A 12538-nucleotide genomic window follows, 5' to 3' on the forward strand; every position below is an offset into this window, starting at 1 on the left:
GCGAGCGGAGGGCGGACGGCGTGGCGGACGACGGTGAGCGGATCACGCTGCTCCGCTTCGTGGAGCGTTTCGCGCTGGTCCTGCGGGAGGCCGGGATGGCGCCCATGCCGGCGCGCGTGCTGGCCTACGCCCTGGCCGACGACGCCGACGCCTACACGGCCGGTGACCTCGCCCGGGGCCTCGGGGTGAGCCCCGCGGCGATCAGTGGCGCGGTCCGCTACCTCGTGCAGGTCGGCTTCTTCGCCCGGGAGCGCGAGCCGGGGACGCGCAGCGACCTCTACGTCCTCGACGACCGCGACCTCTGGTCCCGCTTCATGTCCGCGGAGCTGCACTCGCTGCGTCGCTTCGGGGAGACCGTCGCCGAGGGGGTGGCCGCCCTGGGCGCGGACCGGCCGGGCGGCCGGCGGCTGGCGGAGACCTGCGACTTCATGACCTTCCTGCACGCCGAGCTCAGCGACGCGGTGCGGCGCTGGCCGGCCGAGCGCGACCGGCTGGCCGCCGGCCGGAGCCCGGTCGCCCCGGCCGGGTGACCGCTCACGCCGCGTGGATCTGCAGGAGGTTGCCGCAGGTGTCGTCGAGGACGGCGGTGGTGACCCCACCCATGGCGGTCGGCTGCTGGGTGAACCGGACGCCGAGCGCGCGCAGCCGCTCGTACTCCTCGTGCACGTCGGCCACGGTGAACGAGGTGAACGGGATGCCGTCGGCGACCAGGGCCTCCTTGAACGGCCGCACCGCGGGGTGCTCGCCGGGCTCCAGGACGAGCTCCACGCCGTCGGGGTCCTCCGGGGAGACGACGGTGAGCCACCGGTGCTCCCCGAGCGGCAGCTCGGTCTTCTTCACGAAGCCGAGCACCTCGGTGTAGAAGCGCAGCGCCTTGTCCTGGTCGTCGACCAGCACGCTGGTCAGGGTGATCCGCACGGGTCCTCCTCGGGAGTGCTTCCTCGGTGTTGCGGCCGCCACCGCTCGGTGATGGCCCGCAGGGGCGTGGTGTCCAGGTGGTGGAACTTGTAGCGGCCCTCGCGGCGGGTCAGCACCAGGCCGGCCTCCTCGAGCACGTCCAGGTGCTGCGAGACCGCCTGCCGGCTCGAGGTCAGCCCGTGCCTGGTGATCAGCCGGGTGCACAGCTCGAACAGGGTCTGGCCGTCCCGCTCCTGGAGCTCGTCGAGGATCGCCCGCCGGGTGGGGTCCGCGAGGGCCTTGAACACGTCGCCCACAGCCGAACGATACGCAAGTGATTACTTGCATGACAAGGGCCTAGGGTCGCGGCATGAGCACTCCCGGACCGGTGGACCGCCGCGAACGGCTGGTCGCCCTGCTCGCCGCCGGGATCGCCGTCGTCCTGCTGGTCTCCTCGGTCACCTGGTTCGCCAGCGACCAGGCCGGCGTCGGCGTCGCCCAGCTGTTCCTCGGCGCCGTCCTCGCCGGTGCCGCCGCTCTCCTGTACCGGCGGGCGCAGCGCCGCTGACGACGTTGCAGGTCACCGGCGCGCACCGCACGCTGGACGACGACGGTCGACGACCGAGCGGAGGTCAGACGTGAAGCTGGACAAGCAGGAGCTGCTGCGGGTGCTGCGCACCGAGGGCGACAACGACACCGCGGACCGGGTGGACGCCCAGCTGCCCGACGAGATCGACACCGACCGGGACGGCGCCGCCCTCGACGCCGTGGGCCTGGACCGCACCCAGCTCATGGCGAAGCTGGCCGGCGGCGGCTTCGGCGGCACGCTCGCTCCCTGACCGGTACGCCCCCTCGGCGCTGGGTGCGGTCAGCCGGTGTGGGGGCGTTCCCGGGCCAGCTCCTCGCGGGCGACCGAGCGCAGGTGGACGGCGTCCGGACCGTCGGCGATGCGCAGCGTGCGGGCCGCGGCGTAGAACCGGGCCAGCACGGTGTCGTTGCTGACCCCCGCCCCGCCGTGCACCTGGATGGCGCGGTCGATCACCGCGCAGGCCACCCGGGGAGCGACCACCTTGATGCCCGCGATCTCCGTCCGGGCGCCCTTCGCGCCGTACCGGTCGATCAGGTCGGCGGTCTTGAGCACGAGCAGCCGGGCCTGGTCGATCTCCAGGCGGGACAGCGCGATCAGCTCGCGGACGGTGCCCTGCTCGGCGAGCGGCCGTCCGAACGCGACCCGGCTCTGCGCCCGCGTGACCATCAGCGCCAGGGCCCGCTCGGCCATCCCGAGGGCGCGCATGCAGTGGTGGATGCGACCGGGCCCCAGGCGGGCCTGCGCGATCATGAAGCCGTCACCCTCGCCGGCCAGCACGTTGGTCGCCGGCACCCGGACGTCGGTGAGCACGATCTCCGAGTGGCCGTGCTGGTCCTGGAAGCCGAACACGGGCAGGTGCCGGACGATCTCCAGGCCCGGGGTGTCCCGCGGGACGAGGACCATCGACTGCTGCCGGTGCGGGGCGCCGTCCGGATCGGTCTTGCCCATGACGATGAAGACCTGGCAGCGCTCGTCGGCGGCGCCGCTGGTCCACCACTTGTGCCCGTTGATCACGTAGTCGTCGCCGTCGCGGACGATCGAGGTCTGGATGTTGCGCGCGTCCGAGGACGCGACGTCGGGCTCGGTCATCGCGAAGCCGGAGCGGATCTCGCCGGCGAGCAGCGGCTCGAGCCAGCGCTCCTTCTGCTCGGGCGTCCCGAACAGCATGAGCGTCTCCATGTTGCCGGTGTCCGGAGCGCCGCAGTTGGTCGCCTCCGGGGCGATGGTCGGGCTCCAGCCCATGATCTCGGCGACGGAGGCGTACTCCAGGTTGGTCAGCCCGCCCAGCTCGGGGGAGAAGAGGTTCCACAGGCCCCGCCGGCGTGCCTCGGCCTTGAGCTCCTCCAGCACCGGGGGGTGCCCGTGGTCGTCGTGGCCACGCTCGGCCCGCCACCGGTCGTAGACCGGCTCCGCGGGGAAGACGTGCTGACGCATGAAGTCCCACATCCGGCCGCAGACGTCCTCGGCTCGAGCGGAGAGGGCGAAGTCCATCCTGGCAACGTAGAGGGGAGGACCGACCGCCGTCCCGTCGCGGGTCAGTCCCAGGGGGTCGTCTCCCGGTCCGGCGGGACCAGCGTCAGCCCCAGGCCGATGAGGGCGCTGACGAGGTGCACCCAGTTGTTCGCCCAGTCCAGCCCCAGCAGGTCCCACGACGCGCCGGTGGCCACGAGCCCGTACACGAAGGACGCGCCGAAGCCCAGGAGCAGCACCCAGCCGAAGGCAGGGACGCCGTACGGCCGGCGGGCCAGGGCGAGGCCGACGATGCCGACGACCAGGTGCACGAGGTTGTGCGTCGGGTGCACCGCGACGCCGAGCAGTTGGTGGCCGGTGTGTTCCGCGGCGCCCTCGAAGCCGGTGACCCCGAAGCCGGCGATCCCGAGCAGGGTGTAGAAGGCGCCCACGGCGAGAGCGAGCGTCCGGGGTGCGGTCATCGGGGCCGCCCCGTCGGCTGCGGGCATGGCGGCTCCTCCATGCGGACGGGATGGCGCCGTGTCGGTTGGCTGACCACTCTCTCCCACGCCGTGCGGGAACGGCCCCCGGATGCGGATTGGACCTTCGTCGCATACCCACCCGCCGCACCGTCGTACGACCGCACCGCCGTGCCGGAGACGCCGGAGGCCGGACCCCCCTGTGGGAGCCCGGCCTCCGGGGCCGTGGAGGTTGGGGTCAGACCCGCGTGGAACGGCCGCCCACGGCCGTCCGGACCGGGCCCAACGCGATGACCAGACCCACGACCGCGGTCAGCAGGTGCAGGATGTTGTCGGCCCAGTTGAGGTTGAGGACATCCCACTCCGTGCCGACGGCGAAGATCCCGTAGACGAATGCCGCGCCGTAGCCGACGGCGAGCAGCCAGCCGTAGGTGCGCGCCCCGGCGAGCGTGCGGCCCAGGACCAGCCCCGCGACACCGATGAGGATGTGCACCACGTTGTGCGCCGGGTTGATCATGAAGCCGAGCAGGTTCTCGTCGACGTGGTGCGGCGTGCCGGCCTCGTTGCCGAAGAAGTCCCCGAAGCCGGTGATGAAGAAGCCGATGATGCCGATGAGCAGGTAGATCGCGCCGAAGGCCAGCGCCAGCATCTGGGGCCAGGTCATGGCCCCGCGGCCGGCGCCGGTGGTGTCGCGTGCAGCGGACATGGGGTTCCTCCCAGAGTTCGTCGGTCCGCCCTTTCTCGGACGGTCCGGGGCCGGAATACCCCTGGTCCGGACGCCGTAACGGTCGTCCCCCGTCCGGGGGACGACCGTTGCCGAACCGATACCTGGCAGATCCGGCCCCGACACCGGTGTGTTCGGCGCCGGCGGGGAGGGCGGTTCAGCGCGCGGTGGCCCGGGGCCGGCGGACGACGAACGGGCCGATCGCCAGCAGGTCCACCGGCGCGGAGCCGAAGCACTCCAGGGCGTCCCGCGGGTCGTCGACCATCGGCCGGCCGGCGGTGTTCAGGCTGGTGTTGACCACGACCGGGAGTCCAGTGCGCCGCTCGAAGCACTCGAGCATGCGGGCGACCAGCGGCTCCTCGGTGCGGTCGACGGTCTGGATCCGCGCCGTCCCGTCGACGTGGGTGACCGTCGGGATCCGCTCCCGCCAGTCGGGGTGCACGTCGTGGACGAAGAGCATGTACCGCGACGGGATCGGGCCCCGGGCGAAGATGTCCGCCGCGCGCTCGGCCAGCACCATCGGTGCCACCGGCCGGAACTGCTCGCGGCCCTTGACGTTGTTCATCCGCTCGAGGTTGGCCTCGAAGCCGGGGTGGGCGAGCAGCGACCGGTGGCCCAGGGCGCGCGGGCCGTACTCGCTGCGGCCCTGGAACCAGGCGACGATCCCGTTGTTCGCGAGCACCTCGGCGACGGCGTCGGCGACGTCGTGCGGCCGCTCGTAGTCGATGGCCGCGGTGATCAGCCAGGTCTCGATCTCCTCGTCGGTCCAGCCGCGGCCGAGGTCGGCGCCGGGCATGGGCGCGGTCACGTCGCCCAGTTCGGTCGCCACGGCCATCGCGCCGCCGAGGGCGGTGCCGGAGTCGCCGGCGGCCGGCTGCACCCACACGTGGTCGAACGGCCCCTCCGCGTGGATCCGGCTGTTGGCGACGCAGTTGAGCGCGACGCCGCCGGCCAGGGTGAGCGCGGTGTCGCCCGTCCGGCCGTGCAGCCAGCGGGCGAGGTCGAGCATCGTCTCCTCCAGCCGCAGCTGGACGCTGGCGGCGAGGTCGGCGTGCGCCTCGGTCCACTCGTCGCCCTTGCCCAGCCGGGGGGCGAACTCGGTGAAGTCGATCCGCTCGGTGCGGAACCCGCCGTCGCCCGTGGCGTGCACGTAGGACTCGAGCTCGCCGGCGAAGCGCGGCTTCCCGTAGGAGGCCATCGCCATGACCTTGTACTCGTCGGAGCTGCGCAGGAAGCCCAGGTGCTCGGTGAGGTCCTCGTAGAGCAGACCCAGGGAGTGCGGGAGCGCCTGGCTGGCGAGCACCTCCAGCCGGCCGTCGACGTACCGCCCGGCGAGGTGGCTCACCGCCTCGCCGCGGCCGTCGAGGACCAGCACGGAGTTGGTCGGGTACGGCGCGGCGAGCCCGGCCGACGCCGCGTGCGCCACGTGGTGGGGGACGAAGCGGACCCGGTCCTCGGTCAGCCCCGGCAGGTGGTGGGCGAGGAAGGACGGCGCCTTCTCGGCGTACATCTTCCGCATGACGTCGCCCTCGTCGTGGAGCCCGGTCTCCTCGGGGCTCGGCATCAGGCGCGGGTCGAACGAGTAGGCGACGGCGTCCAGGTCGGCGGGGGTGAGCCCGGCCTCGGCCAGCACCCACGCGGCCGACAGTTCGGGCAGTTCCCAGGCGCTCCACGGCAGCGGCCGCTTGCCGTGCTTGCGGCGGCTGAACCGCTCCTCCTCCGCGGCGGCGACCACCTGGCCGTCGACGACCAGAGCCGCGGCCGGGTCGTGGTAGAGCGCGTTGATGCCGAGGACCTTCACCCGTCAACTCCTCCCGCCGGGGGGCGATCCACCCGGTCTCGAGCTCGATGATCACGTCGTCGCCCGCGTTCCGCAGGCCGAGCTGGGACTTTCGGCGCGGAAAGTCGTCAGTCGCGGCGCGCGAGGAGGTCGTTGCCGAGGACGGCGGCGAGCCCGAGGGTCTTGTAGCCGACCTCCTCGAACAGGACGACGACCCGGTCGTCCTCCACCCGCATGACCACGCCCGGCCCCCACTCGGCGTGCTGGACCGCCGTCTGCGCGGGGAACGGCGTGTCGGCGTCGTCGGCCCCGGGCTGCTCCTGGGACGAGCCGGCGGAGCAGTTGTCGCAGTTGCCGCACGGCTTCTCCAGCTGCTCGCCGAAGTAGCCGAGGAGGAACTGTCGCCGGCACTCGGTGGTCTCCGCGTAGCCGCGCATCATCTCCACGCGGCTCTGGTCGACCCGCTCGTGGTGCTCGGCCAGCTCGCGGGCGGCGGCGGCCGCCTCCCCGGGGGCCGGGGCGCTCTCGGCCCGGTGCGCGGCGCCCTCCTCGTCGAGCACCACCGCCGACACCTGCTCCAGCAGGTTCAGGTCGCGGGCCAGCGGGGTGGCGCCGCGGCCGGTCTCCTCGCGCAGCTGCCGGACGTCGACGCCGCCGTCCAGCCCGGCGGCCTCCGCCGCCCCGACCAGCCCGGCGACCTGCTGCAGCTCCTCCTCGGCGGGGACGCCGGCGGCGAAGAACCTGCGCAGCCCGAGGTCCTCCTGCCGGTAGACCAGCACCGCCAGTGCCGGCTCGCCGTCCCGCCCGGCGCGACCGATCTCCTGGTAGTAGCTGTCCACCGAGTCGGCGGGCTCGGCGTGGACGACGAAACGGGTGTCGGGCTTGTCGATGCCCATGCCGAACGCCGTCGTCGCGACGACGACGTCCAGCTCGTCGTCCATGAACGCCCGCTGGGCGTCGTCGCGGTCGGCCTTCCGGAGGCCCGCGTGGTAGGGGCGGGCCCGCAGCCCCCGGTCGGTGAGCGCGGCGGCGAGCTCCTCGGTGCCCTTCCGGGTGGCGCTGTAGACGATCCCCGGGACGTGTCCCTCGCCGACCTCGGCGAGCACCCGGTCGAGCACCGCATGGTGCTTGCCGTGCGCGTCGGCGTGCTGCTCGACCTCCAGCCGGATCTCCGGGCGGTCGAAGCCGGCGACGACGGTGTTCGCGTTCCGCATGCCCAGCCGCTCGACGATCTCCGCGCGCACCGGGGGCGCGGCGGTGGCGGTCAGCGCGAGCACGGTGGGATGGCCGAGCTGCTCGATGACCGACCCCAGCCGCAGGTAGTCGGGGCGGAAGTCGTGCCCCCAGGCCGACACGCAGTGCGCCTCGTCGACGACGACCAGCGCCGGGTGGGTGTCGGCGATCGCCTCGACGACCTCGGGCTTGGTCAGCTGCTCGGGTGCGAGGAAGAGGTGGCGGACCGTTCCGTCACGGAGCCCCTCGAGCGCGCCCCGCTGGTCGCCGGCGGAGAGGGCCGAGTTCAGCTGCGCCGCCTCGCCGTCGAGGCCGTCCAGCTCGTCGAGCCGGTCGACCTGGTCGCGCTGCAGGGCGATGAGCGGCGAGACGACGAGCACCGGACCGTCGGTCAGCTGTCCGGCGACCTGGTAGACGGCGGACTTCCCGGCCCCCGACGGCAGCACCGCGAGGGTGTCGCGCCCCGAGACGACCGACTTCATGGCCTCCTCCTGGCCGGGCCGGAAGTCCTCGAAGCCGAGCAGCTCGCGAGCGACCTCCCGGATGCGGCGGGTGCGGACGGAGGCGGACGCCCCGGCGGGGTTGGTCTCGTCGTTGCGGGGCACCGGCACCCACTCCCCGGGTGGTGTGATCGGCAAACGACCCGCGGTGCGGTCCTGGTCACGACGACCGCCTCGCGTGACCGGGTGTGCTGACCGGCGTTCCGGCGGGAACGCCGGTCAGCTCGTCACCGGTGTCTTCGAGGGGCTGGGTGCCACGACAGAGGCCGCTGGTCACAGGGGTGTGACGTCCCCGCGGGAACGTGGCGCGGTGCGCCGGGAGCGGCGGGGACCGGCGGGCTCGAGGAGGCGGCGCGGCGGACGCGAGGGGACCTGGGCCGGGCGTCGACCCCGGGTCAGCGCACCGAGGGCCGCCGCGGGCCGACGTCGGCGCGGTCGGCCGCTGCCCGGCCGGCGTACCAGCCGCCGCCGTCGACCGATCCGCGGCTCCGGCTGCTGCGTACCCGCGGGAACAACTCGGTGACCACCGCGTCGACAGCCTCCGCCCGGCGCCGGAGGACCGGCACCAGATCAGCGCCGCGCTCGGCGGCGGCCTGCGTCGTGGCGCGCTCGCGGGCGGCCGTGAGCCGTTCGCCCACGCGGTGCGCATAGCCCAGCAGGAAGGCCCGCCGAAAGGCGCGCGACGCCGCGCCCCGTCCCGCGTCCCTCTCCGCCGACGCGAGCGCCCGGGAGGCCTGGAGCAGCAGGGACGTGAACAGCAGCTCCACCGCGGCCAGGTCCGGGGCTGCGCCCACCAGGTTCGCGATCCCGAGGCCCTGGTACCAGACCAGGCGCACGCCGTTGGCGTCGGCCACCGCGCCCAGGAGCTGCATCTTCGCACGCACGTACGGGTCGTCGACGTGCACGCGGCGGGTGCCGATCCCGGCTCCGGCCGACGGACCGGCCTCCGCGTCCAGCAGCGCGGCGTCGACGGCGTGGCGGGTCATGAGCTGCTGCGCCTTGGCGGTCAGGGCCCCGGCCTCGTCGGGGAAGTCGCTCGACTCCGCCTTGGCCAGGAGGCCGCGGATGCGCCGGAGCACCCGCCCGTCGTCCGGCGTCCGGGTGCGTTCGGCGCCGGCCGGCCCCGTGCCTCCGGTGCCCGGCCCCCAGCGGGACGGGGGCGGCACCAGCTGCTCGATGCGGGCCAGCCTGCGCAGCGCGGAGGCGAGCACCAGGACGACCCGCCACGCGTCGGCGGCCGACCGCCGCTCCGCCCGGTGCCAGGCGCCGACGACGCCGACGACGTCGGCGTCGCCGGGGCGCAGGGCACCCAGCTCGCGCAGCTGCTCGAGCCACCCCTCCGGCGCCCGCGACGCGGCGTCCCGGACCCGGGCGTCCTCCGCGATGAGTGCCAGGGTCAGCGTCCGCGCCCGAGCTGTCGCCCCCCGACCGATCACGTGCACCACGTCGGCGGGCTGCCAGCCGCGTTCCCAGGCGTCGTCGAGGGCGGCGAGCAGCGCCCTCGTCGCGCCACCGGTCCGGTCGACCGCGGGGTCGCGTTCGGCCAGGACGGCGGCCGTCTCCCCGGTGTGGCGGAGATCGGCCGGCCAGTCGCCGTGCAGCAGCAGCTCGCGGAGCCAGGCGTCGTCCGCGGGGTCGGTAGCCATGGCCCGCATGGTGCCCGGCCGCTGCGACGGAGCCCGGCTCGTCCTGTGGACGACGGAGCGCTGTCCACAGGTCCGCACCTGCCGAACCGGAACGCGCGGGACGCCGCAGGTGCGGGGTTAGGGTGCGGCGTGGCCGCCTCCTACCGCATCGCCGAGGCCGCCGAGCTGCTCGGGGTCAGCGACGACACGGTGCGCCGCTGGATCGACGGCGGCCGGCTCCCGGCCTCGCGGGAGGGAGGCGGGCCGGCGCACATCGACGGCGCCGATCTGGCCCGCGTCGCCGCGCAGCTGCGCGAGGCGCCCGAGCCGGGTGCCACGCGGCACTCCTCGGCCCGCAACCGGCTGACCGGCATCGTCACGCGCGTCGTCCGGGACGGCGTGATGGCCCAGGTCGAGATCCAGGCCGGGCCGTTCCGGGTGGTCTCGCTGATGTCCCGCGAGGCCGCGGACGAGCTCGGCCTCGACGTCGGCGTGCGCGCGGTCGCGACCGTGAAGGCGACCCAGGTCAGCGTCGACGTCCCCTGACCGACCGAGGGCTCGGACACGAGCGCGCGTCGTACACCCGCAGATGCGGGCGCACCTCGTCTAGTGTGCCGCGGGTGCGGACTCCTGCCTCCCTCGTCCTCGCGGCGCTCCTGCTGACCGGCTGCGGCACCGCGCAGTCCGGTGCCACCGACGGCGGCGGGGAGGGCCGGGACGGCGGCCTGACCGGCACGCTCACCGTCTTCGCGGCCGCCTCGCTCACCGACGTCTTCACCGAGCTGGGCGACCAGCTGGGGCAGGACAACCCCGACCTCGACGTGCAGTTCAACTTCGCCGGCAGCTCCGCGCTGGCCACGCAGCTGACCCAGGGGGCGCCGGCGGACGTCTTCGCCTCGGCGAACCAGGCGCAGATGACCGTGCTCACCGAGGCGGGGCTGCAGGCGGAGGACCCCGTGGTCTTCACCGCGAACGTGCTGCAGATCGCCGTTCCCGCGGGCAACCCCGCCGGGGTGTCCGGCCTGGCCGACTTCGGGCGGGAGGACCTGACGCTCGCGGTCTGCGCGCCGGAGGTGCCCTGTGGCGCGGCCGCCGACGACGTCTTCGCCGCAGCGGGCGTCACCGCCGTGCCCGACACCCTGGAGGAGGACGTGCGGGCGGCGCTGACCAAGGTCGAGCTCGGCGAGGTCGACGCCGCGCTGGTCTACACCACCGACGTCACCGCGGCCGGTGACGCGGTCGAGGGCCTCGACTTCCCCGAGGCCGAGGACGCGGTGAACGACTACCCGATCTGCACGCTGGCCGACGCCCCCAACCCCGCGGCGGCCGCCGCCTTCGTCGACCTGGTGCGGTCCGAGAGCGGGCAGCAGGCGCTGGCCGACGCCGGCTTCCGCACCCCGTGAGACGACGGGGGGCCGGGGTCCCGCTGCCGCTGCTCGTCCCCGCCTCGATCGCCGTCGCCTTCCTCGTCCTGCCCCTGCTCGGCCTCGTCGTCCGCACGCCGTGGACGGACCTGCCCGCGCAGCTGGCGGACCCGGCCGTCGGCGAGGCGCTGCGCCTCTCCCTGGTGTCGGCGACGCTGGCCACCGCGGTCTCGCTCGTGCTCGGTGTGCCGCTGGCCTGGGTGCTGGCCCGCTCGCGGGCCCGGGGCCGGTCGGTGCTGCGCGCCCTGGTCACGGTCCCCCTGGTGCTGCCGCCGGTCGTCGGCGGGGTCGCGCTGTTCCTCGTGCTGGGCCGGCAGGGGATCGTCGGCCGCTGGCTGGACCAGGGCTTCGACGTCACGATCCCGTTCACCACGACGGCGGTGGTGATCGCCGAGACGTTCGTGGCGATGCCGTTCCTCGTCATCAGCGTCGAGGGGGCGCTGCGGGCGGCCGACGCGCGGTTCGAGGACGCCGCGGCAACCCTCGGGGCCGACCGGTGGACGACGTTCCGCCGGGTGACCCTCCCGCTCGTGTCCCCGGGCATCGCCGCGGGCGCCGTGCTCTGCTGGGCCCGCGCGCTCGGCGAGTTCGGCGCCACGATCACCTTCGCCGGCAACTTCCCGGGGACGACGCAGACGATGCCGCTGGCCGTGTACCTGGCGCTGCAGCGCGACCCGCAGGCGGCGATCGTCCTCTCCCTCGTGCTGCTCGTGGTCTCCCTCGCCACGCTGCTGCTCCTCCGCGACCGCTGGCTGTCCCGCGCCGGAACCGCGGCATGAGCCTCGCGGCCTCGATCACCGTGGCCCGCGGCGCGCTCACCGTCGACCTGCACCTCGACGTCGCCGACGGGGAGGTGCTCGCCGTCCTCGGCCCGAACGGAGCGGGCAAGTCCACGCTGCTGCGGGTGCTGGCCGGGCTGCTGCCACCCGACGGCGGCCGGGTGGCGGTCGACGGCCGCGACGTCTGGGACGACGTCGCGGCCGGGGTGCACGTGCCCGCCCACGAGCGCCGGCTGGGCATGGTCTTCCAGGACCACCTGCTCTTCCCGCACCTGACGGTCACCGACAACGTGGCCTTCGGGCTCCGCACCCGGGGGCTGCGGAAGGCCGCGGCGCGGGCGGCGGCGGGGGAGTGGCTGGGGCGGGTCGGGCTGGCCGATCTCGGCGACCGCCGGCCCGGCCAGCTCTCCGGGGGGCAGGCGCAGCGGGCCGCGCTGGCCCGCGCGCTGGTCGGCGACCCCGCCGTCCTGCTGCTCGACGAGCCGTTGTCGGCGCTGGACGCCCGCACCCGGCTGGTCGTCCGCGCGGAGCTGCGCCGGCACCTCGCCGCGTTCGCCGGCAGCACCGTGCTGGTGACGCACGACCCGGTCGACGCGATGGCGCTGGCCGACCGGGTGGTCGTCGTCGAGGAGGGGCGGGTCGTCCAGGCCGGCACCCCGGCCGACGTCAGCCGGCACCCGCGCACCGACTACGTGGCGCGGCTGGTCGGCCTCGCCCTCCTGCCAGGCACCGGCGCGGGGTCCACAGTGCGGCTGGAGGGCGGCGGCGCGGTCGCGGTGGCCGAGGAGACGGCCGGGCCGGTGTTCGTCGCCGTCCGGCCCGAGTCGGTGGCGCTCTACCTCAGCGCTCCGCACGGCAGCCCGCGCAACGTGTGGCCGCTGCGGCTGGTGTCGGCCACCCCGCACGGCGCGACGGTCCGCTGCGAGCTGGACGGCGAGGTGCCGCTGGTCGCCGACGTCACCGCGACCGCCTTCGCCGAGCTCGGCCTGGCCCCGGGGTCGGCGGTCTGGGCCACGGTGAAGGCCTCGGAGGTGGCCGTCTACGCCCGCTGAGAGGCTG

Annotated in this window: 15 protein-coding genes and 1 pseudogene; 8 read left to right on the top strand and 8 right to left on the bottom strand. The window is 74.7% G+C overall.

The features are described from left to right. The first annotated feature begins 20 nt into the window (after positions 1–20). Positions 21–530 (top strand): GbsR/MarR family transcriptional regulator, encoded by a 510-nt coding sequence (locus MY526_RS11470; protein ID WP_436703912.1) that lies wholly within the window; start codon positions 21–23, stop codon positions 528–530. A 4-nt stretch (positions 531–534) separates the two neighbouring features. Here the strand turns inward: MY526_RS11470 and MY526_RS11475 are convergent, their stop codons facing one another. Then, positions 535–918 (bottom strand): VOC family protein, encoded by a 384-nt coding sequence (locus MY526_RS11475; RefSeq protein WP_436691978.1) that lies wholly within the window; start codon positions 916–918, stop codon positions 535–537. Further along, positions 903–1214 carry an ArsR/SmtB family transcription factor gene (locus tag MY526_RS11480; RefSeq protein ID WP_436691979.1) on the bottom strand — a complete coding sequence of 104 codons (312 nt, stop codon included), beginning with the start codon at positions 1212–1214 and terminating at the stop codon, positions 903–905. The genes MY526_RS11475 and MY526_RS11480 overlap by 16 nt, the downstream gene beginning before the upstream one ends. A gap of 53 nt (positions 1215–1267) precedes the next feature. Here MY526_RS11480 and MY526_RS11485 point away from each other — a divergent pair, with 53 nt between their 5' ends. Beyond that, positions 1268–1465 carry a hypothetical protein gene (locus tag MY526_RS11485; protein WP_436691980.1) on the top strand — a complete coding sequence of 66 codons (198 nt, stop codon included), beginning with the start codon at positions 1268–1270 and terminating at the stop codon, positions 1463–1465. Between the two features lie 70 nt (positions 1466–1535). Further along, positions 1536–1736, top strand: a complete 201-nt coding sequence (locus MY526_RS11490; RefSeq protein WP_436691981.1) for a hypothetical protein — start codon at positions 1536–1538, stop codon at positions 1734–1736. Between the two features lie 29 nt (positions 1737–1765). On the opposite strand, the gene MY526_RS11495 is transcribed toward MY526_RS11490, so the two are convergent. From MY526_RS11495 to MY526_RS11520, 6 genes are all read right to left on the bottom strand, one after another. Beyond that, complete coding sequence (locus MY526_RS11495; protein ID WP_436691982.1) at positions 1766–2977, bottom strand: acyl-CoA dehydrogenase family protein; 1212 nt, start codon at positions 2975–2977, stop codon at positions 1766–1768. Positions 2978–3021: 44 nt separating this feature from the next. Beyond that, on the bottom strand, positions 3022–3444 hold the full coding sequence (locus MY526_RS11500) for a DUF4383 domain-containing protein (protein WP_436691983.1): 423 nt from the start codon (positions 3442–3444) through the stop codon (positions 3022–3024). 208 nt (positions 3445–3652) lie between these two features. Then, a complete protein-coding gene (locus tag MY526_RS11505; protein WP_436691984.1) occupies positions 3653–4120 on the bottom strand; it encodes a DUF4383 domain-containing protein in 468 nt (155 codons plus the stop codon). Positions 4121–4295: 175 nt separating this feature from the next. Beyond that, complete coding sequence (locus MY526_RS11510; RefSeq protein WP_436703913.1) at positions 4296–5939, bottom strand: carbamoyltransferase family protein; 1644 nt, start codon at positions 5937–5939, stop codon at positions 4296–4298. 107 nt (positions 5940–6046) lie between these two features. Beyond that, positions 6047–7756, bottom strand: a complete 1710-nt coding sequence (locus MY526_RS11515; RefSeq protein WP_436703914.1) for a RecQ family ATP-dependent DNA helicase — start codon at positions 7754–7756, stop codon at positions 6047–6049. A 290-nt stretch (positions 7757–8046) separates the two neighbouring features. Continuing rightward, positions 8047–9297 carry a DUF2786 domain-containing protein gene (locus MY526_RS11520; protein ID WP_436703915.1) on the bottom strand — a complete coding sequence of 417 codons (1251 nt, stop codon included), beginning with the start codon at positions 9295–9297 and terminating at the stop codon, positions 8047–8049. Positions 9298–9426: 129 nt separating this feature from the next. Between MY526_RS11520 and MY526_RS11525 the strand changes: the two genes are divergently transcribed. The 5 genes and pseudogenes from MY526_RS11525 (at position 9427) to MY526_RS11545 (ending at position 12531) form a co-directional block, all read left to right on the top strand. Beyond that, on the top strand, positions 9427–9822 hold the full coding sequence (locus tag MY526_RS11525) for a TOBE domain-containing protein (RefSeq protein WP_436691988.1): 396 nt from the start codon (positions 9427–9429) through the stop codon (positions 9820–9822). Between the two features lie 74 nt (positions 9823–9896). Further along, positions 9897–10679 (top strand): molybdate ABC transporter substrate-binding protein, encoded by a 783-nt coding sequence (modA, locus tag MY526_RS11530; protein WP_436691989.1) that lies wholly within the window; start codon positions 9897–9899, stop codon positions 10677–10679. Next, complete coding sequence (gene modB / locus MY526_RS11535) at positions 10676–11479, top strand: molybdate ABC transporter permease subunit (RefSeq protein WP_436703916.1); 804 nt, start codon at positions 10676–10678, stop codon at positions 11477–11479. The genes modA and modB overlap by 4 nt, the downstream gene beginning before the upstream one ends. A 29-nt stretch (positions 11480–11508) precedes the next feature. Further along, positions 11509–11955 (top strand): annotated as a pseudogene (locus MY526_RS11540) (ATP-binding cassette domain-containing protein); the annotation flags it as partial. 120 nt (positions 11956–12075) lie between these two features. Next, on the top strand, positions 12076–12531 hold the full coding sequence (locus MY526_RS11545) for a TOBE domain-containing protein (RefSeq protein WP_436692038.1): 456 nt from the start codon (positions 12076–12078) through the stop codon (positions 12529–12531). The last annotated feature ends 7 nt before the right edge of the window (positions 12532–12538 follow it).

The organism is Geodermatophilus sp. CPCC 205761, from assembly GCF_051383655.1.
Classification (GTDB): Bacteria; Actinomycetota; Actinomycetes; order Mycobacteriales; family Geodermatophilaceae; genus Geodermatophilus.